The sequence below is a fragment of the Sphingobium sp. TKS genome (assembly GCF_001563265.1).
In the GTDB taxonomy this organism is placed as follows: Bacteria; Pseudomonadota; Alphaproteobacteria; order Sphingomonadales; family Sphingomonadaceae; genus Sphingobium.
The window spans coordinates 1,820,458-1,846,532 of the sequence record NZ_CP005083.1 but is presented as its reverse complement, the minus strand read 5'-3'; the positions used below and the strand labels follow the sequence as shown (position 1 = coordinate 1,846,532).

At 62.8% G+C, this 26,075-nt stretch carries 24 protein-coding genes; 2 read left to right on the top strand and 22 right to left on the bottom strand.

The features are described 5' to 3' along the window. Nucleotides 1–56: 56 nt before the first annotated feature. The 14 genes from K426_RS09270 to K426_RS09205 form a co-directional block, all read right to left on the bottom strand. Nucleotides 57–254, bottom strand: coding sequence for a Flp family type IVb pilin (locus K426_RS09270; RefSeq protein WP_066556171.1), 198 nt, complete (start codon nucleotides 252–254; stop codon nucleotides 57–59). A 24-nt stretch (nucleotides 255–278) separates the two neighbouring features. Then, nucleotides 279–470, bottom strand: coding sequence for a Flp family type IVb pilin (locus K426_RS09265; protein WP_066556169.1), 192 nt, complete (start codon nucleotides 468–470; stop codon nucleotides 279–281). 183 nt (nucleotides 471–653) lie between these two features. Further along, nucleotides 654–2,003: an IS1380-like element ISSp1 family transposase gene (locus tag K426_RS09260; protein WP_013039775.1), complete on the bottom strand. Its 1,350-nt coding sequence runs from the start codon at nucleotides 2,001–2,003 to the stop codon at nucleotides 654–656. Between the two features lie 770 nt (nucleotides 2,004–2,773). Beyond that, entirely contained in the window at nucleotides 2,774–3,559 is a 786-nt protein-coding gene (locus K426_RS09255) for a hypothetical protein (RefSeq protein ID WP_066556168.1), read from the bottom strand. A 149-nt stretch (nucleotides 3,560–3,708) separates the two neighbouring features. After that, nucleotides 3,709–5,376: a sensor histidine kinase gene (locus tag K426_RS09250; protein WP_237229992.1), complete on the bottom strand. Its 1,668-nt coding sequence runs from the start codon at nucleotides 5,374–5,376 to the stop codon at nucleotides 3,709–3,711. 155 nt (nucleotides 5,377–5,531) lie between these two features. Further along, complete coding sequence (uvrC, locus tag K426_RS09245; RefSeq protein ID WP_066556165.1) at nucleotides 5,532–7,445, bottom strand: excinuclease ABC subunit UvrC; 1,914 nt, start codon at nucleotides 7,443–7,445, stop codon at nucleotides 5,532–5,534. 250 nt (nucleotides 7,446–7,695) lie between these two features. Next, a complete protein-coding gene (locus K426_RS09240) occupies nucleotides 7,696–8,310 on the bottom strand; it encodes a F0F1 ATP synthase subunit B family protein (RefSeq protein WP_066556163.1) in 615 nt (204 codons plus the stop codon). Then, nucleotides 8,303–8,797: a F0F1 ATP synthase subunit B family protein gene (locus K426_RS09235; RefSeq protein ID WP_066556162.1), complete on the bottom strand. Its 495-nt coding sequence runs from the start codon at nucleotides 8,795–8,797 to the stop codon at nucleotides 8,303–8,305. The genes K426_RS09240 and K426_RS09235 overlap by 8 nt, the downstream gene beginning before the upstream one ends. Nucleotides 8,798–8,885: 88 nt before the next feature. After that, nucleotides 8,886–9,113, bottom strand: a complete 228-nt coding sequence (locus K426_RS09230) for a F0F1 ATP synthase subunit C (protein ID WP_004207392.1) — start codon at nucleotides 9,111–9,113, stop codon at nucleotides 8,886–8,888. A 56-nt stretch (nucleotides 9,114–9,169) separates the two neighbouring features. Beyond that, nucleotides 9,170–9,955, bottom strand: coding sequence for a F0F1 ATP synthase subunit A (locus tag K426_RS09225; RefSeq protein WP_066561580.1), 786 nt, complete (start codon nucleotides 9,953–9,955; stop codon nucleotides 9,170–9,172). Between the two features lie 48 nt (nucleotides 9,956–10,003). After that, entirely contained in the window at nucleotides 10,004–10,327 is a 324-nt protein-coding gene (locus tag K426_RS09220) for an AtpZ/AtpI family protein (protein ID WP_066556161.1), read from the bottom strand. A 177-nt stretch (nucleotides 10,328–10,504) separates the two neighbouring features. Continuing rightward, nucleotides 10,505–10,906: a YdbL family protein gene (locus K426_RS09215; protein WP_066556160.1), complete on the bottom strand. Its 402-nt coding sequence runs from the start codon at nucleotides 10,904–10,906 to the stop codon at nucleotides 10,505–10,507. Continuing rightward, nucleotides 10,903–11,091 carry a YnbE family lipoprotein gene (locus K426_RS09210; protein ID WP_066556158.1) on the bottom strand — a complete coding sequence of 63 codons (189 nt, stop codon included), beginning with the start codon at nucleotides 11,089–11,091 and terminating at the stop codon, nucleotides 10,903–10,905. The genes K426_RS09215 and K426_RS09210 overlap by 4 nt, the downstream gene beginning before the upstream one ends. Continuing rightward, entirely contained in the window at nucleotides 11,088–14,324 is a 3,237-nt protein-coding gene (locus tag K426_RS09205) for an intermembrane phospholipid transport protein YdbH family protein (protein WP_066556155.1), read from the bottom strand. The genes K426_RS09210 and K426_RS09205 overlap by 4 nt, the downstream gene beginning before the upstream one ends. A 139-nt stretch (nucleotides 14,325–14,463) precedes the next feature. Between K426_RS09205 and radC the strand changes: the two genes are divergently transcribed. Next, on the top strand, nucleotides 14,464–15,159 hold the full coding sequence (gene radC, locus K426_RS09200; protein ID WP_066561579.1) for a RadC family protein: 696 nt from the start codon (nucleotides 14,464–14,466) through the stop codon (nucleotides 15,157–15,159). A gap of 58 nt (nucleotides 15,160–15,217) precedes the next feature. Here the strand turns inward: radC and K426_RS09195 are convergent, their stop codons facing one another. From K426_RS09195 to K426_RS09170, 6 genes are all read right to left on the bottom strand, one after another. After that, a complete protein-coding gene (locus K426_RS09195; RefSeq protein ID WP_066556154.1) occupies nucleotides 15,218–15,589 on the bottom strand; it encodes a tRNA-binding protein in 372 nt (123 codons plus the stop codon). Nucleotides 15,590–15,676: 87 nt separating this feature from the next. Then, nucleotides 15,677–17,677, bottom strand: coding sequence for an acetyl-CoA carboxylase biotin carboxylase subunit (locus K426_RS09190; RefSeq protein WP_066556153.1), 2,001 nt, complete (start codon nucleotides 17,675–17,677; stop codon nucleotides 15,677–15,679). A 103-nt stretch (nucleotides 17,678–17,780) separates the two neighbouring features. Beyond that, nucleotides 17,781–18,779, bottom strand: a complete 999-nt coding sequence (gene bioB, locus K426_RS09185; protein WP_066556152.1) for a biotin synthase BioB — start codon at nucleotides 18,777–18,779, stop codon at nucleotides 17,781–17,783. Next, entirely contained in the window at nucleotides 18,779–20,932 is a 2,154-nt protein-coding gene (gene scpA, locus K426_RS09180; protein WP_066556149.1) for a methylmalonyl-CoA mutase, read from the bottom strand. Before scpA ends, bioB begins: the two co-directional genes overlap by 1 nt. Nucleotide 20,933: 1 nt before the next feature. Continuing rightward, entirely contained in the window at nucleotides 20,934–21,374 is a 441-nt protein-coding gene (gene mce, locus K426_RS09175) for a methylmalonyl-CoA epimerase (RefSeq protein WP_066556143.1), read from the bottom strand. Between the two features lie 13 nt (nucleotides 21,375–21,387). After that, nucleotides 21,388–22,920 (bottom strand): acyl-CoA carboxylase subunit beta, encoded by a 1,533-nt coding sequence (locus tag K426_RS09170; protein WP_066556141.1) that lies wholly within the window; start codon nucleotides 22,918–22,920, stop codon nucleotides 21,388–21,390. Nucleotides 22,921–23,040: 120 nt separating this feature from the next. Here K426_RS09170 and K426_RS09165 point away from each other — a divergent pair, with 120 nt between their 5' ends. After that, nucleotides 23,041–24,456, top strand: coding sequence for a helix-turn-helix domain-containing protein (locus tag K426_RS09165; protein WP_066556135.1), 1,416 nt, complete (start codon nucleotides 23,041–23,043; stop codon nucleotides 24,454–24,456). A gap of 59 nt (nucleotides 24,457–24,515) precedes the next feature. On the opposite strand, the gene K426_RS09160 is transcribed toward K426_RS09165, so the two are convergent. Together K426_RS09160 and K426_RS09155 are read right to left on the bottom strand one after the other, a co-directional pair. Continuing rightward, nucleotides 24,516–25,208 (bottom strand): aspartate/glutamate racemase family protein, encoded by a 693-nt coding sequence (locus K426_RS09160; protein WP_066556134.1) that lies wholly within the window; start codon nucleotides 25,206–25,208, stop codon nucleotides 24,516–24,518. Between the two features lie 60 nt (nucleotides 25,209–25,268). Continuing rightward, a complete protein-coding gene (locus K426_RS09155) occupies nucleotides 25,269–26,072 on the bottom strand; it encodes an NAD(P)(+) transhydrogenase (Re/Si-specific) subunit beta (RefSeq protein ID WP_066556132.1) in 804 nt (267 codons plus the stop codon). Between the last annotated feature and the right edge of the window lie 3 nt (nucleotides 26,073–26,075).

Genomic DNA, 26,075 nt, shown 5'->3' with positions numbered 1-26,075 from the left:
GAATTGAAGGTTACGGGAAGGCCAGCAAAGTAACCAGCCTTCCCATTTTTATGAATTTAGCAGTTCGCTGCAGGCGCGTTGCCGGTACCAACCGTCGCAACGCAGTTGGTGGCAGCGTTCATCGAGTTCTTGATCGCGCCGCCCAGGTTCCAGGCAGCCAGGGCAATGCCGGTGCCGACAATGGCCAGGATCAAAGCATATTCAGCAGCCGACGCACCACTCTGATCAGCCCAAAGGTTCTTGAAAAAAGTCATGTCTTTTACCCCTATAGCTATTGTTTAGCAGGTCGGCGCCACATTCGTGCCAACCGTCTTGATGCAGTTGGTGGCAGTGTTCATCGAATTCTTGATCGCCCCACCCAGGTTCCACGCGGCAAGCGCAATGCCGGTGCCGACGATCGCCAGGATCAAAGCATATTCAGCAGCCGACGCACCACTCTGGTCAGCCCACAAGCTCTTCACAAAAGTCATAACTTTTACCCCTAGCCTCTCTTATTCACGACGCTCGGTTTCGGGCCCGCTCTGGGCATTTGCTGCGGCTGGCTGTATTGCGCGGACGACCGGCATCGCTGGCGTTTGTTTCACCGCATTCGGATTGATGGGCTTTTCGGGTTGAAGGGCTGGGCTCGGAGTTCTGCGGCGCTGCCGCATGGGCTACGTCGGCGCAGGCTTCAGCCGGAGAACGAGGGCGCGGAACAGGTCGGCATCCGGACAGGCGGAAGCGAAGGCAATGCGGATGCGGCTAGCACTTTCTACGACGCGCGCAGCGACCTTGAGCAGCCGCAGGCGCAAGGTGGTAAACTCCGCGCTTGCCAGAGCAGCGGTCCTGGGCATCGCCTGCTGGATGCGCCATAGCAGCCAGTATGCGGCAGTGTGCAGTATCAGGCGCATCTGATTGGCATTGGCCGAGCGGCACGAGGTTCGGTCGCTGGCGAGCTGGGACTTGTGGCGCTTGATCAGGTTCTCGGCCTGACCACGCGCGCAGTAGAGCGTGTCGTAGATGTGCTCGGCCGATCCTGTTGCCAACGAGGTGACGACATAGCGGATGTCCATGCCCAGCGTGCTGGCCTCGATCCGTGCAACGACGCGACGCTGGCACTTCCAGGTCTTTGCCCCATAGCGGGTCTCGGCATAGTTGCGCAGGACGGGACACTGACGCTGGGCGCGCTTGACCGCGCAGGCATCGGCGACCGCAACAATGGCGGGATCGGCGCGCAGCGCTGAATTGGTGGGCAGGCCGAACACGTAATCGACGCGGGCCGCATCGCAGTAGGCCATGACCTCGGGTCGACCATAGTGCCCGTCGCCGCGGATAGTGATGTGGGTATCGGGCCAATTACGGCGCAGGTGACGCACCAGGCGTCGGATGTGCCCCGCCGCCTCCTTTCCAGAAGGCGTCTTGCCTGTGCGCAGCAGCATGGCCACCGGCCTGCCGGTCGCGGTGTCGTAGATATGGATCGGTAGGAAGCAGCGCTCCCCATGATGCCCGTTCCAGAACGAGAGCTGTTGATAGCCATGCACGACGTCGCACGTGTCGTCGATATCCAGCGTGACCGCTGTCGGAGGGGCGGGATAGCTGGCGCAGTAGATGTCGATCATCGCGGCCATCATGCTGGCCAGTTCGCGCGTAGTCGGTGCATTTTCCCACCGGCTCATCGTCGGTTGGCTGGCCAGCCCCGCGCCCGATTCCGGCAGCTTGCCGAGCGCCAGGCGGAAGCCTGGATCGTCGCGCAGAGCATCGAGATCATCGGCATCCTCATAGCCGCACGCAATCGCGAACACACGGGCACGCAGAATGTCATCCAGGCGATGGATCACCCGCGCTGGATCGCGCGGATCGGCAATACAAGCCGCCAGGCGCTGGCAAATCCCCATCGCGCGCTCGGCCTGTGCAAGCAGTAGAACACCGCCATCCGAGGTAAGCCGGCCACCGTCGAACGCAGCTGTGATTTTCTTGCGGCCGACTGCTGGGAATCCAAATGAGCTTGCGATATCATCGTTCATGGCGGGTGTGGCCCGTGGCATTTTCTGCCCTGCGGCAGGTTCGGCTTAGACACCCAGTTCCTAATTCAGATCAGAGGCTTACGCCACTCCCGCCAACCCTTCAGGACACTTTTGGTGAATAAGGCGGGCTAGTAGCTGGGAGCAACCCCCAGTCGCTCTTGCTCAGCTCCACGGTAGGGGCCTGTCCACCTCGCGACCCCGGCGTCGGTATCCTCCGATCGCCAGGCAGTTGGCAGTTCCCGTAGAACTTGGGATCAAATTGAACCAAAGCAGATGCAAGTCAACACGGTAAAAAAAGCGTATATTTATCAATAGCTTATTGCAATTTTTTGTTAACCTTTTCTGGAAACCAGAATTGTTACCCTAAGTAAACGACATCATTTTTAAATATATCTTTGGATATATGTCTTTAGAAAATTATAGTTTGTTTTTAGCTTTACTACGATCTTCATTTCATCCGATCTTTTCAATTCCAACTAAAATCCAGAGTTACATGGCTAATTCCATTTTTTTACTTATACAAAATGGAAGCCGTTCATAGATAAAGAAAATGCTATTTGACTGGATAGTTGGGAAAAAGGATAAGAATTGCCTGCGCGGCTAATACCTTCGTTGTAGGCTATTCGGCGCGTGGAGGTCCGACGACTTGAGATGAAAAACCGCCAAGACCCGCACGACTCATCGCGAATCAGCCGCGACTCGTCGCGGGAAGATCAGGAAAATAAAGCCGTTTAAATCTGTCCCGTTTTGGGAAAATGCGCCGGTTCGCGTTACTTTACGCTGACACGTTGACGGAAGGTGACATTCACCCGATCCGACAGCAACAAATAGGGAAGCCAGATCGCGGCGCTGATCAGCACCTTCTTTACATTGCCTGTCAGCATGTCGAGCAATGCGGCATCCACGCCGTGCGGCACATTGTCCATCCCGGCCACCAGCTTGGCAATGCTGAGCTGCGCCAGCAAATCCACCCCCCACACCATCACCAGAAAGCGCGGGAACAGTGGCGCCAGCCGCAGCGCCATGGCGAAGGCAAACATGTAAAGGCTCGACAGGATCACCACATCGGCCAGCATCACGCCGTAAAGGCCGATGAACCAAGACGGCGAATAGCTGCCCAGCGCAGGAATGGAGCTGAGAAACTCCAGCGTCCGCACCGGCACATTCACCGCGATCCCGATCAACAGCGACGCCATCACGCCATAGAGGCCGAATTGCGACATCTCCCGCGCTTTCAGGCAATCGAGTTTGCGCCAGCGTCCCACCTGCGCCAGGCGGAAGGCGGGCTGCGCATGAATGCGTCCTGCGGGAAACAGCTTCAACCCCAGCAGCAACGAGCCGACAGGAGCGCCCACGACCAGCAGATAGGGCAGCAGCCCCGTACCACTCGCCCAGGGGGGTCCATCATAGGGCGTCGCGGGAAAGGCCAGCCGCAGGCCGCAGGCAAAGGCGGCGGCCAATACCCAGATGGCGACGATCCGCTCCAGATTGACCTGCATCGACAGCACGACGGCCACGCTCTTGCGATAGAGATGGTCCTTTACCACTCGCACCATGGAAACCGGACCTCCTTCGAACGCTAAGCCTGGTCGCGACTATCCGCGATCCTGGTAAACGCCCGGTAAATGCGCGGCCGCGCGGAAAGTTCTGCCCGGCAGTCCTAAATATGGGGAGGCGGCTGGAAAAGCGAAACCCCGGCCTGCGCTCATTTCCGCGGAATGGTGATGCGGATCGTCGTGCGTCCGCCGATATTCTGAAGGAACACTTCGCCGCCCAGCGCCTGAATACGCCGCATCAGCGAGCGTGAGGGCACCGCCCCGCTCGATCCCAGCCGCGCCATGTTCGGCACGCCGTCATCGCTCACCTGAAGGGCGATGCGGTTGCCATCAGGCTCCAGCAAGAAATCGATCGCGCTCGCCCCCGCGTGGCGCACCGCATTGGCGACGATCTCCCGCACGGCGAAGCTTAGTTCCCGGCCGATCATCGCACTGGTAGCGCAATTGCCGTCCTCCACCTTCAGGTGGCAGCCTATACCCCATTGCTCGCCCAGCGACCGCACGACCATCGCCAGCGTTTCGGGCAGATAGGCGAAATCCTCCTCATCGGCTTCGGGGTTGATAATCCAGCGGATCGTGGCGATCTGGTCTTTCGCGATGCGGTCGACATTCTCGATCACGGCGCGCGGCTCGACCCGCCGACCGCCCAACAGCGGCGCGATCTGGAAACGGATGCTGGCCAAGGCCTGCAGGACGCTGTCATGCAATTCCCGCTGCAACCGCTCCCGCTCGCGCGCGCCGGCGATGACATGGGCAAAGTCCAGGCTGTTGCGGACCGTCAGCTCCTCGCAAGCGCTTTCGAAGACCCGCTGCGCGATGGCGGCCCGATCCTCATGGAAGGGATCGCCCAGGCAAGCCGCGCCCACCGCTTCGAAGGTGCCGATCGTCACCCGCACGGTCAGCACCCTCTTCGTATCCAGCAACGCGGTCCACGCCTGCCCGCCCGCCGACAGCGTGCCCAGCATGGGAATCCCGTCGGCCGACAGCGAAATGGACGCACCCCTCGACCGGTCGTGCCAGCCAGTGCCCGCCGTCAACAGATTGCCCAAACCGATGGACGGCATCTCCCGCGCCGCGCTGCTGGCGAAGCGCAGGGGTTCATGGCTGGCCATGCGAAACAACACCGCGACGGCATCCCCTCCGGTCGCGAACCTCAGCGCCTGAAGCATGAAAGAGCCATGATCGCTCTTGCCGGTCGGCAATTCGCCCTCCAGCAACCGCTTGCCCTTCTCGAATTCCAGCAATGTTTCCCGCCGCGGCCCGAGCAGCGCGCCCGTCACCAGGATCGCCACCGCCAGATAGCAGGCCCGAAGCACCAACCGCTCCACTTCAGGCTCTGCCGGCAGAGAGGCAATCTCGTCGATCCATGTGGCGCCGACCACTATGGCGCCCCCCAACAGGGCGACCAGCAGATGAAATCGCCGCCGCACGATCAAAGCTACTTCCATCGCGACGAAGAAACCGCCGGAGAAATAAGGGCTGTTGGAAGGGTTCGTCACCATCAGCAGAGCGAGGAACAGCAGCGTATCCAGCAATACCACCGGCCTGCGAATCCGCATGTCCGTCACCCAGGAGCGTGACGACAGGAACACCGCCGAAAGCGCCAGCAACAGCATGAGAAGAACCAGCACATGCTCAGCCACCTCCGCCCAATGGCGAACGCTGGAGAAGGCGAAGCTGACGAAGGCATAGATGACGGCCAGCAACAGGCGAGTGAAATCCAGCGTCTGCCAGGGGCGGAGCGCCGACAGGGCGCGCATATCCCACCAGCTCAAGCGCATCGCGAGTTCGCTCCGCCCATTCATCGCGTGAAGCACATCCCCTATCCGACCCTGAGGCTTTATGCCTTTGCAGGCTGCATCTTATGGAAAGGAAATCATGCGGCGGTCAAATGGCGATCCGCTCATCGCAAAGATAATCGGACATGCGGATCCTGACGGTCACAGGGGCAGCACCGGCCCCGGTCGTGAGGTCAGCCGTGAAAATAGTCGTAGACCTGTTGCGCCACCGCCTTGGATACGCCGGGCGCCTTCAACAAATCTTCCAGCGCCGCGCTTTTCACGGCCTTGGCGGTTCCGAAATGCATCAGCAGCGCCTTCTTGCGGGAAGGGCCGATGCCGGGCACTTCGTCGAGCGAACTGACGGTGATCGCCTTGCTGCGCTTTTGCCGGTGCGCGCCGATGGCGAAGCGGTGCGCCTCGTCGCGCAGGCGCTGGAGGTAGAAAAGGACGGGATGGTTGAGCGGGAATGATATCTCCCGACCATCCGGCATGTGAAAGACCTCCCGCCCCTCGCGGCCATGATGCGGCCCCTTGGCGATGCCGATCATGCAGACATCCTCTATGCCCATATCCTCCAGGATCGCGCGGGCGGCGGACAATTGCCCCTTGCCGCCGTCGATCAACACCAGATCGGGCCATTCGCCGCTGTCGCGATCCGGATCTTCGCGGGCCGCCCGGCCAAAGCGGCGCTCGAACATCTCGCGCATCATCGCGAAATCGTCGTTGGAGGTTTCGGGATTCTGCATGTTGAACTTGCGATAGGCGTTCTTGCGGAAGCCTTCTGGCCCGGCGACGACCATCGCGCCCAGGGCATGGGCGCCCTGGATATGGCTGTTGTCGTAGATCTCGATCCGGTCGGGCACGCCATCCAGCCCGAAGGCCTCGACCATCTCCTCCAGCACCTTGGCCTGCGTCGTGGTTTCCGCCAGCCGCCGGTCGAGCGCCTCCACCGCATTGCGCTGCGCCTGCTTGATCAGGCGGGTGCGGTCGCCGCGCTGCGGCACCTCGATCCGCACCTTGGAACCGATGCGTTCGGTCAGCGCCTGCGCCATCAGTTCGCATTCGGCGGGCGCGCGATCGGACAGGATCAGCTTGGGCGGCGGCACCTCTTCGTAGAATTGCGCCATGAAGCTGCTGAGCACCTCATCCTCCGCCACCTCGGCGGTGTGGACAGGGAAGAAGCTGCGATGGCCCCAATTCTGCCCGCCGCGAATGAAGAAGGCCTGGATGCACATCGACCCGCCCTTGGTCGCCAGCGCGAATATGTCTGCATCGCCCAGCCCCTCGGCGTTGATCGCCTGGCTGCCTTGGATGAAGGTCAGCGCCTTCAGCCGGTCGCGCAGCACCGCCGCCTGTTCGAAATCCATCGCGTCGGAAGCCGCCTGCATGGCCTCGCCCAGCTTCTTCTGCACCGCGGTCGATTTGCCGCCCAGAAAGTCCTGCGCGTCCTGGACCAACTCAGCATAATGGGCGTCGTCGATCCGTCCGACGCAGGGCGCGGAGCAGCGGCGGATCTGATAGAGCAGGCAGGGACGCGAGCGGTTGGCGAAGAAGCTGTCGGTGCAGCTTCGGAGCAGGAACAGCTTTTGCAGGGCGTTGATGGTCCGCGTGACCGATCCGGCGCTGGCGAAGGGGCCGTAATAGCGGCCCTTATATTTGCGCGCCCCGCGATGTTTCTGCACACGGGGGAATTCATGATCCTCGCGCAGCAGGATGAAGGGAAAGCTTTTGTCGTCGCGCAGCAGGACGTTATAGGGTGGGCGGAAACGCTTGATGAGCTGCGCTTCCAGCAACAGCGCCTCAGCCTCGCTATTGGTGGTGACGATCGTCATGGAGCGCGTTTGCGCCACCATGCGCTGGAGCCGCTTTGGCAAGCGATCCACCTGGGTATAGTTGGTGACCCGGTTTCGCAGCGCCCGCGCCTTGCCGACATAAAGCACGTCGCCGCGCGCATCCTGCATCCGATAGACGCCGGGACGCGTCGGCAGAGTCTTCAACGTGTTGCGGATCGCCTCTACGCCCGCATCGATATCGGGCTGGCTGCCGGTGACGGTAGAGGTGGCTTTGTCTTCGTGAAAACGATCGGGAGATTGAGGACCGGACATGCGGCAGAGATAGCGGTCCCGGCAGGGATCGCAATGGCGCCCGCCGATCAGTCTGACAAAATACGGCTGTTCGGGCGGATAGGGGACGCTTCCTGTTTCGTCATTCCCGCGAAGGCGGGGATGACGAACTTCGAAAATGTCCGGAAATGGCCAATCCTAGCCATAGACTGCTCTGGCGCCGATGGCTCAAACAGAAAGGGCCGGTGCGACAATCCGCACCGGCCCTTTTTTCCTAACCATCAAACGGGTTTCAAACGCTAGGCCCGAGCCCCTTGATCGCGTCGTCGACCAATATCTTGTCGGCCTTGGCATCATGCCCCTGCGCGATCAGCGCCCCTGCTGCATTCGTCGCAGCGGTCACTGCCTTGGACCGGATATCGGCTATCGCCGCGCGTTCGGCCGCGCCGATCTTGTCTTCCGCCATCTTCTGACGACGCACGACCAGAGCGGCGGCATTGGCCTTCGCATCTTCCAGCAGCGTAGCCGCTTCATGCTCGGCCGACTTGCGCATGGCATCGGCTTCGCCGGCCGCCGCAGTCAGCTTGGCTTCATATTCCGCCTTGAGCGCTTCGGCTTCGGTCCGCAGCTTGGAGGCTTCCTCCAATTGCGTCTTGATCTGCGCGATGCGGCCGTCCAGCGCGCCGCCGATCAGGCCGGGCACCTTCTTGAGCAGCAAAATGCCGATGAAGACCGCCATCGCCAGGCTGACCCAGGCCGTGGCGTCCATGCCGACCGCCTTTGGGTCGGTGTGCGGCGCCACGCCTTCATGGGCGACGGTGCCGACCGGCTCCATACCTTCCGAATGGATTGCCTGATTCATATGCGGGGCTTCCGCCTCACTATGCTGTGCTGCTGCCTCAGCCATGGGCCAGTGCCGCCTTTACTGCGTTGCGGGCTGCCTCGTCCGACGCGTCCACGCCGGAAATGCGAGCCACCATGTCGCGCGCTGCATCAGCGGCAACGGTTTCAATCTCTGCCATGGCCGCGTTGGACGCAGCCTTGATGCGGGCTTCGGCCGCGCCGATCTGGCCTGCGATTTCCGCATCCGCGGCTGCAAGCTTGACTTCGGAGGCCTTGGCCGCTTCCGCCTTCGCCTTCGCCAGCATGGCCTGAACGGCTCCACGGCTTTCGGCGTCACGGACCCGATAGTCCGCCTCCGCTTCATCGGCACGGGCGAAAGCCGCCTTGGCGGCATCCAGATCGCCGGTGATCTTCGCGTCACGCGCATCAGCCGTCGCCTGAACCTTGGGCACCATGCCCAGGCCGATGACGAAGAAAACGAAGCCGAAGGTCAACAGCAGCCAGAAGATCTGCGATGAGTAGGTTTCGGCAATTTGCGCGATTTGAGGCATTTTTCGGTCCGTCCGATCAGGGCGCGGTCAATCAAAGGACGGGCATGGAGGCCATGAAGGCGCTCCCTGCCCGACCAAAAGCGGCTTTTTAGGCCACGAACACCAGGATCATGGCGATAACGAACGCCAGCAGACCCAGAAGTTCCGCCGCGGCGAAACCGATGAACAGGCGGCCCTGCTGACCGTCGGCGGCGCCGGGGTTGCGCAGCGCGCCTTCGAGGAACGAGCTGAAGACGTTGCCCACACCGAGGGCGGCGATGCCCGCACCGATGGCGGCTAGGCCAGCACCGAGCAGCTTTGCGGCTTCTGCGTCCATGTCGTAAACTCCCTTTTCTAAACTCTAGTCAAACGTTGAGGAACTAACGGAAATTCTTAGTGCAGGTTTTCGGCATCGTTGATGTAGACCGAGGTCAACAGCGCGAACACATAGGCCTGGATCACCGCCACCAGCACTTCCAGGGCGCTGATGCCGATCATAAGGATGAAGCTGGCGCTGCCGACCGTGAGGCCATAGCCGACGCCCGCGTTCGATGCGTTGATGACGAAGCCCGCCAGCACCTTGAGCAGGACGTGACCGGCGGTCATTGCAACGAACAGTCGCAGACCAAGGCTGAACGGACGCACCATGAACGAGATCAGCTCGATCGGGAAAATGACCGGGATCATCGGCAGGGGCGTGCCGTGCGGCACGAACAGCGAGAAGAAGTGGAGCCCATGCTTCCAGAAGCCAACCCCCAGCACGATCGAGAAGCTCATGATCGCGAGCACGCCGGTCGCGGTGAAATGGCTGGTGAAGGTGAAGGGGTGCAGGCCGACCAAGCCCAGCGGCAGCAGGCCGAGCAGGTTCGCCAACAGGATGAACATGAACAGCGAGAAGACGTAAGGAATGTACTTCTTGCCGCCCTCACCCACATTGGCGATCAGCAGGCTCTTGATGAAGCCGGTCATATATTCGACCGCCATCTGCCAACGGCCGGGGACCAGTTCCCGCTTCATCCCGCCGACGACGAAGATCCACAACACCACGGCGGCGGCCACCATATAGAGCGCGCTGTTGGTGAAGGCGATGTTGAAGCCGCCCAACGACAGATGATCCGTACCGAACAGCGGTTCGATCGCAAACTGGTGCATCGGATCGATTTTGCCGGATTGTGCCACGCTGGACCCCTGTAACGTCATTGCATTCGGACTAAGACAAAAGCGTCCCTATTGGTCGGGACGCTTCGTCGTCGTCAATCTGATGATGTTCCTGAACGCCGCCACGATCCCAAGACCGAGGAATGCCAACAGGAGCCATGGGGATGTCCGCAGAAAGTAGTCCAGAGTCCCACCAACCACAGCACCGCCAGCAAGACCGCCGATCAGCTCCGCGAGAACCCTGTTGCCCAGGCGCGACCCATCGTCCGCCTGTTGCACCTGTGTCCCCTGTCTGACCTTTTCGGCGTGTTCGGCCTGCGCGATCCGCTCCTCCAAAGAAGTGATCCGCGCATCTTCCCCCGCCGGGTCCTGCCCCGGTACATCCGCCGCCATCGACCATCCTTTCCGTTAAGGCTTTCAAACCCAACGTCAGGCGGCATGGCGCTTGCGGCTGCACCCGTCAAGGCGCGGCCCGTTTAGAAAGGGCTTTCGGGAGTGTCAACCGTCGATGGGCAGGAGAATTTCCCGTCCAGACGAAGCTGGGTCAAAAGTCCACTAGCGCGGCGGAAATCAGCCAGCCGTCGCGCAATAGGAGGGCAATGCGATCGGCCCGGCCCCCTTGGTCTGCCACGCACCGGCGCCGATGCGGTAGACCTGACCCTGCTTCACCCGGCTGCTGAGCGTCTGGCATCCAGTCGCGGCGGCGACATCCTGCACCGTCACGCCACGCTTGCCTGCCAGGTCCGTATAAACGGCCCGGCGCTTGATATTGATCGATTCGACTTCCGAACGCACCGCGTCGCTCACCGAACCGGCAATGCCGAGATAGCCGTCGGCCTGTTCGCCCACCGCGCCCGACGCCATGGCGGCAGCGACGACGCCCGACTGCGCGCGCGCCGGAGAGGTCATGACCAGCCCGGTCGCCAGCGCGACCGCGGCAGAGGCGGCGATCATCAAAAACTTGCGTGTCATTGCGGGAACAACTCCGGGTTATTCTGGATCAAATCCTGCGCATCGCGCTGCAGGCGGACGACGACTTCCTGCTGTATCTTCACATTGAGGTTGATTTCGATCGGCTTGTCCGGGGCCTTCACCTGGATGCAGCCCCCCAGAGCCAAACCGGCGAAACCCGCCGTCATGATCGTTCGCTTCTTCATTTCTGCTCCCCGTTTCGCATAGTTTCGCTTTCGGCAGGCTGAACTGCAACCCCGCCCTCACCCATTTTCAGGCGCATCTTCTCCTGCATCTGGTCGCCAATGCTGTTTTGTATGAGCGTTGATGGGTCGATGAAGGACTGCGCCGTCCCCAGCAGCCCGCGGAAGGGCGCCGCGATCCGCACGTTGAAGATGAAGGGCAAGCCCGTGAAATTGCGCGCCAGACCTGCGGGCGCTCCACCGATCTGTCCGCGATTGACGCCATTGAAGACGACATTCGTCACCATCTCGCCGTCCAGCGCACCGTCCATCAATATGGTGAGGCATTTATATTGGAGATTCTTGAGCGCATCGAAGGCCAGCCGCCCCATTGCGCCCAGTTGCTCGTTCGACACCGGCCCGACATAGGACAATGTCCCCGACTGGCGCGTGGGATCGCAGGGAATCACGGGCAAGACTCCCTCGGGCATCATCAGGGGCGGCATGCCCTGCTGACGGGCGGTCAATACACCGCCCGCCACGCGCCCGCCCTGCGCGTTGAAGATCAGAGGCATGATGCCGTCGAACGTGCCTGTCGCGGAGATATTCTTGAGGTCCATCGCCTGGATGAAGGCTCCCGCATCCAGTCCGATGACCCGGAAAGTCAGATAACGGTCGACATCCGCGCTGAAATCCATGGTGGTCGGCAAAAGCACCAGTTGCCCGCCTGAAAAGGGCCAGCCGCCGCCTTCGATCCGCACCTTCTGCCCGGCCTCCAGCCGATAGCGCACTACGCCATCGCGCACCTCCACACCCGGATTGACGACCCTGATTCGCATCTCCTGCCCCGGCGCGCTGACCAGGCCGAGCAGATCGGTGAAGTGCAATTCTCCGGACAATCCCTCGACAGGACCGAAGGCGGCAGCCAAATTGGCGTTATCGGTGCGGAACCGGCCGTCGCTGGTCACATGTGTGCCGTCCCAGCGGATATGCCCCTCTCCGCTGACCATCGCCGTCACATTGGCCACCACGCCGAGCGCCAACCGGGTCACATCCTCCGGCTGCAAGGCCGGACCAAAGGACAAGCCAGGCACGGCCAGATCGGCCTTGCCCTTCCCGCTGCCCAGATCATGCGAAATCACGGCCCGGGCGACCAGGCCATCATTGCGCGGCGCCCGCAACGAGCCTGTCGCCGCGATCCGCCCATCCTTCAGCGTCAGCGCGAAATCGGGCACTTTCAGCGGCTCGAACCGCCCCGGGGACTGCGCGTCGCGGACCGTCAGCCCTGCCGCCAGCTTGAGCGCTCCGGCTGCGAAGCTCCATTGACCGGCGCCATTTTCGACGATCAGCGGCACAGCGCCGATCCTGCCACCCACGCCCGTCAGAGTGCCGCCAAAGCCCTTGCCCGCGACCTTGCCTTCCAGCGTCGCGGCGGTCAGCCGAACCGGCGCTTCCCCTGATCCGATAGACAGATCGGCGTTGGCGATCGCAAAACCTTCCCGCCCGATGGCGATCCGCGCCCGGTCGGCGGTAAGGCGCATCGGACTGTCGCCGCTCTTGCCCGCCAGAGCCAGATTGCGGATTTCCGCGCCACCCCGCACGCCGGAAGGTCCGGCAGCGAATAGCGGCCCTTGACCGATCGGGCATAGGGTCTGCCGGGCTCGCCCGAGCGAGAAACTGCCATAGCGCGCATCAATCAGGGAGACCGGCACGCAATGCGGATTGACCGCCAACGAGCCATCGGCGCTCCATCGCCCCTCGACCGGCGCCACCAGTCCCCGCAGCCGTCCACCCGGAAGCGGCCCGTCGAGCCGCACCGTGGTGGAGAATCGCGTGTCCCCCCTTGGTCCGGCGACGAAGTGCACTGGCTCGAGCGACAATTTGGCTTCACCCGCCGCATAGGGTTCGAGGAACAATTGCCCACCAAAACCGCCGCCCGGCCGCCGCCCCAGCCGCAACGCCGCCTTGGGCAGTCCGCCGCCTTCCGTCGTGACCGCGCCGTCAAGCGCCCAGTCGATCGCCATGCCACCCTTGCCCGGCCAGCCGATCGTTACGCGTCCGTCACCCGGAATCGTCGCCCGCGCACCGCTGCGTGCCAAAAAGCGGGTGTCGGTCAGGACCAGACTGCCGCCCTTCCCGCGCTGAGCGAAGGCCAGGGTAGTTTGCAGGACATTATCCTCACCCGCCCGCCGCACGGCATCGGCCAGCCGCGCCGCAAGCGGCTCTACCGGCGTCCCTGCTGTCGATTCGCGCGCCCCGGCCAGGGGATCTCTCCCGGCCAGACGCAATTGCCGGGCCGACAGACGCCCTTGCAGAGCCGCCCCATCCTTGCCGACATGCCAGGCGCCCTGGAGATCGGCGGGCCCGGCCAGGGCGCCCGCCGCCGACAGCGCGGCCGCCTTGATTCGCGCCCTTCCCGCCGTCACCGCGGCCGTCCCGTCGAAATCGATCCGGCCCGAAGGCTGCGCCAGGACCATGCCGTTGGATTTGAGCGCCTCACCCGCCAGATCGACATGGCCACTCCAGCGGTCCAGCGCCTTGCCCAGCCAGACATCCACATCCGCCGCCGGTTTCGCCATGGCCGTGCCTGCATCGCGGCAGGCCAGCGCCTGACCGCGCACCGGCCCGGAGAGGTGAGGACGTCCATCCCGCATCGCGACATCCAGCATCGCCCGCATATCGGCCAGGCCGCAACTCTTGCTTCCGGCATTCGGCATCGCCGCCGCCAGCCTGCCGCGAAAACCCGACCGCAAATTCCCCTGGCCGTCGATCTGCATGCCGACAGGCCCCGCGTCGGTATCCAGCCGCAGCCGCGCATCCTTCAACCCGAGCACGATGTCCGGCAGGCTGAACGGCGCTGTGGACCGGGGATCACGGAACTTGTCGATCTCTCCCAGGTTCAGGGCGCCATTGCGCAGCGAACCGCGCATCCGGACGCCCCCGGCCCGTACCGCCGCCACCTGCGGCGTCAGCCCGGTGAAGGCAATGTCGACCTCCACCCAGCGCGCAGTCAGATCGGGACGGGCGGGATTGCCCAGCACGATATTCTCGATACGCTGGGTGCGCAGGCCGATATTCGTCAGGTCATAGCTGCCTTCCACCCCGCGCCTGTTGAGTTCGCGGCTGATGAAATTTTCGGTTATGGGCGCGCGCTGCGTCCATAGCGCGGCCAGGACCAGCACGAGCGATCCCGTCCCCACTCCAAGCCAGCGGAGCCAGCCCCGGCGAATCTCCTTTTCGCCGTCTTCATCATCCATGCCTATGGCCAACCCCGGCTTTCAAACGCGCTGTTAAGTCCGTAACGCCTGCACAACGTCCGATCACCCCTAAATATCCTTGCTCGATAAATGCGCAATGAATAGCGTCGCGCTCCGCGAACGGGGGACGGATAAGATATTGCCGGAAAAGGATTTGAAGACCGCCCATGACGGCGCAGGGCATCGCGCGAGGCTGCGCCAGAAGCTGGCGGACAGCGGCGGCGAGGCGCTGCACGACCATGAGTTGATCGAATATCTGCTCGCGCTCGCCATACCGCGCCGCGATACCAAGCCGCTGGCCAAGGCGCTGCTGCGGGAATTTGGCGGGATCGGAAGCCTTATGACGGCAGATTGGCAGGCGATCGCCCGCGTCCCCGGCATGGGTGACACCAGCATAGCCGCGATCAAGATCGTCCAGGCGACGATGCTGCGGACGCTGCGGAATGAGGTGGCGGAAAAGCCGGTGCTGGCGAGTTGGCAGGCGTTGCTGGACTATCTGCGCGCCGACATGGCCTTTCTGACGGTGGAACGGGTGCGGGTGCTGCATCTCAACAGCCGCAACATGCTGATTCGCGACGAACATATGGGTGACGGATCGATCGACCAGGCGGCGATCTATACTCGGGAGGTTATCCGACGCGCTATCGACCTCGGTTCAGCGGCGTTGATCCTGGTGCATAATCATCCCAGCGGTTCACCGGAACCCAGCCGCCAGGATATAGAGATTACCCGTCAGATCGCCGAGGCAGGCAAAAGGCTGAACATCGCGGTGCATGACCATATCATCATCGGATCGCAGGGACATAGCAGCCTGCGCGCCAAGGGGTTGATTTAGAGATCGCGTCTCGCTTGACCTGAAAGGGTGGGTTGCGGACATCATTTCCGCCATCCCCTCAAAACAACCGCGACCCGTCCGGCACCATCCGATCAGGCGCAAACAGCACCACCGCCCCTGCCTCGTCCGCAAAGCCGAGCGTCAGCACTTCGGACAGGAATTTGCCGATCTGGCGCGGCGGAAAGTTGACGACAGCGGCAACCTGCCGTCCGGGCAAATCCTCCAACGCATAATGTTCGGTGATCTGCGCGCTCGACTTTTTCCGTCCGATCCCCGGCCCGAAATCGATCAACAACTTATAGGCGGGCTTCCGCGCTTCCGGATAAGGCTCGGCCGAGAGGATCGTGCCGACCCGGATATCGACGTTCAGAAAATCGTCGAAGCCGATGATGTCAGCGGCCGCTGCCGCAGGATCGTGGTTCAGGTGCATGCCGGCATGCTAATGCCGACCATCAGGCAAAGTCGAGAGAGGCTGCGACGCCACCTCTTCGACCTCACCCAAAACAAGATGGCCGGATTATTCCAGTTCCAGGATGATCGCGTCGACCGGCAGGCTTTCGCCCTGCGCGGCGGAGACGCTCTTCACCGTGCCCGCCTTCTGCGCGCGCAGGATATTCTCCATCTTCATCGCCTCGATCACCGCAAGCGGCTGGCCGATCTCGACCTTGTCGCCTTCCTTGACGTTCAACGCGACCAGCAGGCCTGGCATCGGGCAGATCAGGAAGCGTGACAAATCCGGCGGGATCTTCTCGATCATATGCTTCGCATGCACCGCCGCATGGGCAGGCAGGACGCGCAGCTTATGGCTCGCGCCATGAGCCGTCAGCACGAAGCCAGAGCGTACCGGAGCGATCTTCACCGCCAGTCGCTCCTCACCGAACTCCGCCTCGATCAGCCGGTCGCCGGGGGTATATTCCAGCGCCAACTCGATCGCCTCGCCGTCCACGGTGACATCGTCGCCGTTGATCACGACGTCATGGATCGCGTCCCCGATCTTCACCTGCCAGTCGGTCGGCGGAGCAAGGCGCTTGCCCAATTGCCCCTCGATCCGGCGGGCGCGATCCGCCTGCGCCATGGCGGCAAAGGCGCCAATGGCCGACAGCCGCTTCAACAGCGTTTCGGAAGCCGGGGCGCCGATGAAGCCCTCGGGATATTCCTCTGCAATGAAACCAGTGGTGATGTTGCCCGAGCGGAAGCGCTCATGCTGCATCAGCGCAGAGACGAAATCGATATTGTGGCCCGGCCCCTCGATCTCGAACTGGTCGAGCGCCACGATCTGCTTGTCGATCGCTTCCAGACGCGTCGGTGCCCAGGTGATCAGCTTGGCGATCATCGGGTCGTAGAACATGCTGACCTCGCCGCCCTCGACCACGCCGTCATCGACGCGCACCTTGGCTCCGGTTTCATCGGCTCCGGACTCAGGCGGATTGTAGCGGATCAGACGACCCGTCGAGGGCAGGAAGCCGCGATAGGGGTCTTCGGCATAGACGCGATTCTCGATCGACCAGCCGTTGATCTTCACATCCTCCTGACGGAAGGACAGTTCCTCGCCATTGGCGACGCGGATCATCTGCTCGACCAGATCGAGGCCGGTGATCTCTTCGGTGACCGGATGCTCGACCTGCAAACGGGTGTTCATTTCCAGGAAGTAGAAGCCGTCGCCGGTCTTGTCCGCACCCGACACGATCAGTTCGACCGTACCCGCGCTGAAATAGCCCACCGCGCGTGACAGGGCGACGCACTGCTCACCCATCTTCTTGCGCATTTCAGGGCTGACGAAGGGCGACGGCGCTTCCTCGACCACCTTCTGATGGCGACGCTGGATCGAGCATTCGCGCTCGTTCAAGTAAACGATGTTGCCGTGCTGATCGCCCAATATCTGGATTTCGATATGGCGCGGGCTTTCGATGAACTTCTCGATGAACACGCGATCATCGCCGAAGCTGTTGAGACCCTCGCGCTTGGTCGCCTCGAAGCCTTCGCGGACGTCCTGCTCGGAATAGGCAAGGCGCATGCCCTTGCCGCCGCCGCCGGCCGACGCCTTCATCATCACCGGATAGCCGATCTCGTTGGAGATGCGGACGGCATGTTCGGTGTCCTCGATCACGCCGACAAAGCCGGGGACGACATTGACGCCGGCTGCCTTGGCGAGCTTCTTCGACTCGATCTTGTCGCCCATCGCGGCGATGGCGTTGGCGGGAGGGCCGACGAAGATGATGCCCTCAGCGTCCAGCGCCTTGCGGAAGCTCTCACGCTCCGACAGGAAGCCGTAGCCCGGATGCACGGCATCGGCGCCGGTATCCTTGCAGGCCTGGATGATCTTTTCGGCAATCAGATAGGATTGGGCGGCGGGCGACGGGCCGATATGGACGGCTTCGTCCGCCATCAGCACATGCGGCGCGCGGGAGTCGGCGTCCGAATAGACCGCCACGGTCTTGATGCCCATCTTCCGCGCGGTGCGGATGACGCGGCATGCAATTTCGCCACGGTTCGCGATCAGGATCTTGGTGATTGCCATTATCTATCCTTGCCCCAGTCCTATTCCTCTCGGCCCATTTGGGCTGAGTTGCCGATGTCCGCCTTCCTGAAGAGAGCAGGCAGCCACCGGCATGTGTGTTGAATTATTCAGCCGCTTCCAGATGCCCGTGCGGCTGCGCCATCATCGGCGTCAGGCCCAGCTTGCCGAGCAGAGCGGCGTCCTTGTCATCCCCGGCATTGGCCGCCGTCAGCAGCTTGTCGCCGGTGAAGATGCTGTTCGCGCCCGCCATGAAACAGAGCGCCTGACAGGCTTCGCTCATGCTCTCGCGTCCGGCGGAGAGCCGCACCATCGAGCGCGGCATGACGATCCGCGCGACCGCGACAGTGCGGACGAACTCCACCTCGTCGATACGGCCAAGCGGCGTGTCCTTGAGCATGTCGCCCAGCACGGTCCCGGCCACCGGCACCAGCGCGTTGATCGGCACGCTTTCGGGATGCGGCATGGTGGCGAGCGCATGGAGGAAGCCGATGCGATCCGAGCGCGTCTCACCCATGCCAACGATCCCGCCGCAGCATACATTGATACCGGCGTCGCGGACATTTTCCAGCGTCTCGATCCGGTCCTCAAAGGTCCGGGTGGTGATGACGTTGGCGTAATTTTCCGGCGAGGTGTCGATATTGTGGTTGTAATAATCCAGCCCTGCATCCGCGAGTTGCTTCGCCTGATCCGACGACAGCATGCCCAGCGTCATGCAGGTTTCCATGCCCATCTGGCGAACGCCCTTCACCATTTCGATGAGCTTGGGCATGTCCCGTTCCTTGGGATTGCGCCACGCCGCGCCCATGCAGAAACGGCCCGAACCATGATCCTTGGCCTGCGCCGCCGCCTGAAGCACGGCCTGCACGTCCATCAGCTTGGTGGCTTTGAGGCCGCTTTCCGCCTCGGTCGACTGGCTGCAATAGCCGCAATCTTCCGGGCAGCCGCCCGTCTTGATCGACAGCAGGGTCGAAAGCTGCACTTCATTGCGCGGGAAGTTCGCACGATGGATCAACTGCGCCTCGAACATCAGGTCGTTGAAGGGCAGGTCGAACAGCGCGGCGATCTCGTCGCGGGTCCAGTCAGTGCGAGCAGTGGTGGTCATTATGCGGCTTCCTCTAGCCCCGCCGGGGGCATGTTGTGGCCGAGGAGGCGCAGCACATCGGCGGCGCATTCCACGACGTTGGAGCCCGGTCCATAAATCCCCTGAACGCCCGCGTCACGGAGATAGTCATAATCCTGCGGCGGGATGACACCGCCCGCAATCACCTTGATGTCGTTGCGGCCCTTTTCCCGAAGCTGCTTGATGAGGTCGGGAATGAGCGTCTTATGTCCTGCGGCAAGCGACGAAGCGCCTACCACGTCCACGCCGCTCTCCAACGCCAGCACCACCGTTTCCTCCGGCGTCTGGAACAGCGGACCCGACACGATGTCGAAACCCATGTCCCCAAAAGCCGACGCGATCACGTTGGCGCCCCGGTCATGACCGTCCTGCCCCATCTTGGCGATGAGGATCTTCGGCTTGCGACCGAGGCGCCGCTCGACGGCCTGCACCCCGTCAAGAACCTGTTTCCAGCGGCTGTCCTGCGCATAAGGCTTGCCATAGACGCCCTTCACCGGCGTCGGCTGCGTGCCGTAGCGGTTGAAGCTGTCCTCCATGGCGGCGCTGATTTCGCCCAGCGTGGCGCGGGCGCGCGCTGCCTCGACGGCATGGGCGAGGAGGTTGTTTTCGATCGACTGCGGACCGGCCGCGGCTTGGCGCAGCGCTTCCAGCGCGGCCTGACACGCTTCCTCGTTACGCTCCGCCTTGACCCGGTTGATGCGGGCGATCTGGGCCTCGCGTACCTTGGTGTTATCGACCTCCAGCGTCTCCAGCAGGTCTTCATTGGCAAGCCGATATTTGTTGACGCCGACGATGACGTCCTCGCCCCGGTCGACGCGTGCCTGACGCGCTGCGGCGGCGGTTTCGATCATCGCCTTGGGCCAGCCGGCCGCGACCGCCTTCGCCATGCCGCCTTCGGCCTCGACGCGGTCGATGATCTCCTGCGCGGCGTCGACCAGTTGCTGGGTCAGCGCCTCGATATAATAGCTGCCGCCCAGCGGATCGACGACATTGCACATGCCGGTCTCTTCCTGGATGACGATCTGCGTGTTGCGCGCGATGCGGGCCGAGAAGTCGGTCGGCAGAGCGATGGCTTCGTCCAGCGCGTTGGTATGCAGCGACTGCGTGCCGCCCAGCATCGCCGCCATCGCCTCGATGGTGGTGCGCATGACATTGTTATAGGGATCCTGCTCGGTCAGCGACACGCCCGATGTCTGGCAATGGGTGCGCAGCATCTTGGAGCGCTCGTCCTGCGCGCCCAGCTTCGTCATCACCCGATGCCACAGCACGCGCGCGGCGCGCAGCTTGGCGATCTCCATGAAGAAGTTCATGCCGATGGCGAAGAAGAAGCTCAAACGACCCGCGAACTTGTCGATATCGAGGCCGCTCGCCACGCCATAGCGCACATATTCCGCGCCATCCGCGATGGTGAAGGCCAGCTCCTGCACCTGCGTCGCCCCGGCTTCCTGCATATGATAGCCGGAGATGGAGATGCTGTTGAACTTGGGCATCTCGCGGCTGGTATAGCCGAAAATGTCCGAGATGATCCGCATCGAGGGTTCGGGCGGGTAGATATAGGTGTTGCGGACCATGAACTCCTTCAGAATGTCGTTCTGAATGGTCCCGTCCAGCAGCTTGCGCTCGACCCCTTGCTCCTCGCCCGCGACGATGAAGAAGGCCAGGATCGGGATCACCGCGCCGTTCATGGTCATGGAGACGGACATCTGGTCGAGCGGAATGCCGTCGAACAGGATCTTCATGTCCTCGATGGTATCGATGGCGACGCCCGCCTTGCCGACATCCCCGACGACGCGGGGATGGTCGCTGTCATAGCCGCGATGGGTGGCAAGGTCGAAGGCGACGCTGAGACCCTTCTGACCGGCCGCAAGGTTGCGGCGATAGAAGGCGTTGGATTCCTCGGCGGTCGAGAAGCCCGCATATTGGCGGACGGTCCAGGGACGCCCCGCATACATGGAAGCGCGCACGCCGCGCGTGAACGGCGCGAAGCCGGGAAGGCCCGGATCGACGGTCACATCCTGCGCCGTGTAAAGCGGCTTCACCGTGATCCCCTCGGGAGTATCCCAGTTCAGGTCCTTGCCCTTCACCTCCTTGGCGGCGGCGGTGGCCCATTGATCCAGCGTCGGCTTCTCGGTCATATCAATGCGCGCCCTCTTTCGGCGTTTCCATGATTTCGGTCAGCACCCCGTTCATATCCTTGGGGTGGACGAAGAAGATCAGCGTGCCATGCGCGCCGATGCGCGGTTCGCCGAGCACCTTCTTGCCCAGCCCTTCGAACCAGGCCTTGGCTTGGATAATGTCAGGCACTTCATAGCACATATGATGCTGCCCGCCCGCCGGGTTCTTGGCGATGAAGCCATGAATGGGCGAGTTCTCGCCCAAGGGCTCGATCAGTTCGATCTGCGTACCGTTGGTGCCATTCTCGCCCGGCGTGTCGACGAAGCAGACCTTCACGCCCTGCGCGGGCAGGTCGAAAGGCTCGTGCGTGATCGTCGCGCCCATGACGTCGCGATAATAAGCGATGCTGGCTTCCAGTGAAGGCGTCGCGACGCCGATATGATTGAGACGGCCGAGTTTCATGGCTGCCTTCTCCTTAGAGCGGAATATTGTCGTGCTTCTTCCACGGATTTTCGAGGCTCTTGTTGCGCAGCTTGCGCAGGCCAAGGGCAATTCTCTTCCGCGTCGAATGCGGCTGGATCACCTCGTCGATGAAGCCCTTGCTCGCCGCCACGAACGGGTTGGCGAAGCGGTCTTCATATTCCTTGGTCTTTTCCGCGATCTCCTCGGGCGTCTTGCCGCGGAAGATGATCTCCACCGCGCCCTTGGCGCCCATCACCGCGATCTCGGCAGTCGGCCACGCATAGTTGAGGTCGCCGCGCAGATGCTTGGACGCCATAACGTCATAGGCGCCGCCATAGGCCTTGCGGGTGATGACGGTGATCTTCGGCACGGTCGCCTCAGCATAGGCGAATAGCAGCTTGGCGCCATGCTTGATGATGCCCGAATGTTCCTGCGCCGTCCCCGGCAGGAAGCCCGGCACGTCGACGAAGGTGACGATCGGAATTTCGAACGCATCGCAAAAGCGCACGAACCGCCCGGCCTTCTTGGACGAATTGATGTCCAGCACGCCCGCCAGCACCATCGGCTGGTTGGCGATGATCCCGACGGTCTTGCCTTCGACCCGCCCGAAACCGCAGAGGATGTTCCCCGCATGGGCCGGCTGCACTTCGAAAAAGTCGCCCTCGTCCACCACCTTGCGGATCAGCTCATGCATATCATAGGGCTGGTTGGCATTGGCCGGGATCAGCGTATCCAGGCTGTCCTCGATCCGGTCCCACGGATCGGCGCTCGGACGCTCCGGCACCGGCTCCTTGTTGGAAGCGGGCAGGAAGTCCATGAAATCGCGCACCGCCAGCAGCGCTTCGATGTCATTCTCGAACGCCACGTCGGCCACGCCCGACTTGGTGGTGTGCGTCACCGCCCCGCCCAGTTCCTCCTGGGTCACGACCTCGTTGGTAACGGTCTTCACCACGTCCGGCCCGGTCACGAACATGAAGCTCGAATCCTTCACCATGAAGATGAAGTCGGTCATGGCGGGCGAGTAAACCGCGCCGCCCGCACACGGCCCCATGATGACGCTGATCTGCGGCACCACGCCCGACGCCAGCACATTGCGCTGGAAAATCTCCGCATAGCCGCCCAGCGAAGCCACGCCCTCCTGAATGCGCGCGCCGCCCGAGTCATTCAGGCCGATCACCGGCGCGCCGACCTTCATGGCGATGTCCATGATCTTGCAGATCTTCATCGCGTGCCGTTCCGACACCGCGCCGCCATAGACGGTGAAGTCCTGGCTGAAGACATAGACCAGCCGGCCGTTGATCGTGCCCGATCCGGTGACGACGCCGTCGCCCGGAATGTGCTGCTCATCCATGCCGAAGTCGATGCAATTATGTTCGACATACATGTCCAGCTCCTCGAAGCTGTCCTCGTCCAGCAGCACTTCCAGCCGCTCGCGGGCCGTAAGCTTGCCCTTGGCATGCTGAGCGTCGATGCGGCGCTGGCCGCCGCCCAGGCGCGCGGCATCGCGCTTGGCTTCGAGCTGTTCGATGATGGCGAGCTTCGACATATAAGGCTTCTCTCCGGCTTGTCGCGGACATCTTCGCCCGCCCCTTCCAATCTTTTCGCATTTTCGCAAATGCAATTTTGCTAATTTGCAAATTGCGACTTTGCAAATTATGGACGAATCATGGCTCGTGGCAATCGAATCTTCGCAGGTCCGCGCCTGCGCCAACTCCGCCTGGACCACCGCATGGACCAGGCGACCATGGCCCAGGCGCTGGGCATATCCGTCTCTTATCTCAGCCAGATGGAAAATGACGATCGCCCCCTGACCGCCAAGGTGAAGGCCGCACTCGCCAGCGCCTTCCCCACCGACTGGGCCAGCTTCGACAGCCGGGAGGAGGAGCAGCTTCTTGGCGCCTTCACCTACGCCCTCGCCCATCCCGAACTGCCCGGCGCCGCGCTGGAACCGGAGCGGATCGAGAAGCTGCACCTGCAATTTCCGGAATTCGCGGCGCGCTATGTCGATCTCTACAACGCCCATATGCGCGCCAATGAACGCATCAACATGATCGAGGAGGCGATCGCCAACGATCATGCGGTCCAGGCCCGCCTCCCCTGGGAAGCGGCGCGCGACTGGTTCCATGAGGCGGGCAATTATGTCCACGCTCTCGACTGCCTGGCGGAAGACATGGCCGCCAGCTTCACCGCCGGCCAGACCCTGGACGAAGGCATGCTGGTCGAAGCGCTGGCCCGCCGCCACGGGATCGAGACGCTGATCGCGGAGACCCCGGACTCCGCGCTCCGCTCCTATACCAGCAGCGAGCGGCGCCTATTCGTCAACGCCGCCCTGCCCACAGAAAGCCGCAAGTTCATGCTCGCCCACCAGCTCATGATGCTGGAGGGGCAGGCGGTCATCGCTGACGTGGTGAGCAAGGCGGCGCTGCCCGTCATGGGCGCCGACCGCCTGCTCGCCATCGGCCTCGGCAATTATGCGGCGGGCGCGTTGCTGATGCCCTACGCTCCATTCCGCGAAGCCGCTCGCGATGTTCGCCACGACATCGACCGCCTCGCCCGCCGCTTCGGCGTCAGCTTTGAACAGGCCTGCCATCGTCTTTCGACCCTCCAGCGGCCCGGCCTGCGCGGCATTCCCTTTTTCTTCTGCCGCGTCGACATGGCGGGCAACATCACCAAGCGCCACAGCGCCACGCGCCTGCAATTCGCGCGCTTCGGTGGCGCCTGCCCCTTGTGGAACGTCCATGAAGCGGTCGCCGTCCCCGACCGGATCAACATCCAGCTTGGCGAGACCCCCGATGGCGTGCGCTATGTCTCCATGGCGAAGGGGCTGGTGAAACCATCAGGCAGCTACAGCCGCACCCCGCGCCGCTTCGCGGTGGTGCTGGGCTGCGAAATCGCCCACGCGGCGAATTTCGTCTATGCCGACGGCCTGCAACTGGAGGTGGAGGGCGCCGCGACGCCGATCGGCATCACCTGCCGCCTCTGCCCGCGCCAAAGTTGCGACCAACGCGCCTTCCCGCCGGCCGACCGTCCTATCCATGTCGATCCCGATAACCGCCAGATCGTGCCTTACTGGATCGGCTAGGATGTTCCTGAACTGGGCTTGGAGAAGCAAATCGGATGGATCGCGGACAAAGCGATGCGCTATTCCCCCAAAATCACATCCACCCCGGCGCGGGCATGGATGCTGGTGCCGTCATAGATCGGCAGCACATTCGCCTTCACGTCGACAATCATCTCCAGTTCCGTGCAGGCTAGGATCGCGGCCTGCACATGTTCCTTGGCGATGTCGGTCAGTTCGGACTTCATATAGCGCTCGGACTCGCGGCTGACCTTGCCGATGGTCAACTCGTCATAGACGATCCGGTCGATCCGCTCGGCCAGTTCCATATCGGGCGGCAACAATGAAATGCCATGCGCGACGAGCCGCTGGCGGTAGAATTTCTCGGTCATCACGTTGCGCGTGCCGATCAGCGCGGCTTTTTCGATGCCGTCCGCCTGCATCTTGCGCCCGACCGCCTCGGCAATGTTGATGATCGGAATGTCGACGCCAGCCTGCACCTCGTCATAAACACGGTGCATGGAGTTGGCGCAGATCAGCAGCGCCGCTGCGCCGCCCTGCTCCAGCCGCCGCGCCGAAGCGGTCAGCACGTCCGCCGCATGGGCCCATTCCTCCTCGGTGGTGGAGCGGCCTATATCCGCGAAATCCAGGCTTTCGATCAGCAGCGGCGCGCTGTGCTGGCCGCCCCGGGCGCGATATACGGCCTGGTTGATGATCTGATAATAGCGCGCCGTCGACGTCCAGCTAAGACCGCCTATCAGACCGAGCTTCTTCATGAATCCGCTTACCCCAATGCGCCGACGAAGCCGGACAGGCCTGTCTCTCCCCTCAAATCGTTAGGGGCGGCGTCCCCCATCGGCAAGCCCCTTCCTGCCCGCCCCGCCGCAAAGGCGCGCGCCGAACAGGCTTCCCGCTGCGCCCGCCAGCCCACCGGCAACGGCCATCGCCATATTTTCCATCAGGAAAGCGGACGCCGCCACGGCCCAGCCGGCGAAGCCACCGACCAACGCCAGGGCAGGCTCCGTGCCCGGGCCCATGCCCCATTTCGTCAACCCTCGGCCCGCAAGCAGCGCGACTCCAACGCACGCCAGGAGCCAACCGATCTGAGGATTCGCGACAAAGACCGCGACACACCCGCCCGTCGCCAGCAGCATAACGCTCGCGACAAGAGGATATCCCGCCTGCTGCACCGACCCGCGCCACAGGATCGTTACTGCCCCCCCGCAGGCCATCGCTCCCCAGGCAACGGCCGTCCCGATCGCGACGGCGCCGTCGATGCGCAGCCGGTCCGTCACATCGTCCAGCAGGCCGAAAGCATGGGGATTGCGCCATGCTGCCGCTCCGATAAAAACCGCCGCAAGACCGGCCTGCCCAACCAGCCCGCTCAGTAGCGCCGGAAGCGCTGATCGCGGCAAGCCGCGTCCCAACCCCAACCCAACTGCGCCTCCGGTAATCAGCGCCGCGCAGATTTGCGGCAGGGCCATGACATCATGGCTGTAGAGCGTCACCGCACCGGCCACCGTCATCGCCGCCACAAGCGAACTGGCACCACGCCGCAGCCCGGTTCCAAACGGAGCCAGTAGGGCCGCCGCGAACAGCAACGCCGCAATCGACCAGCCGGTCAGGATCGTCGGATTCATACT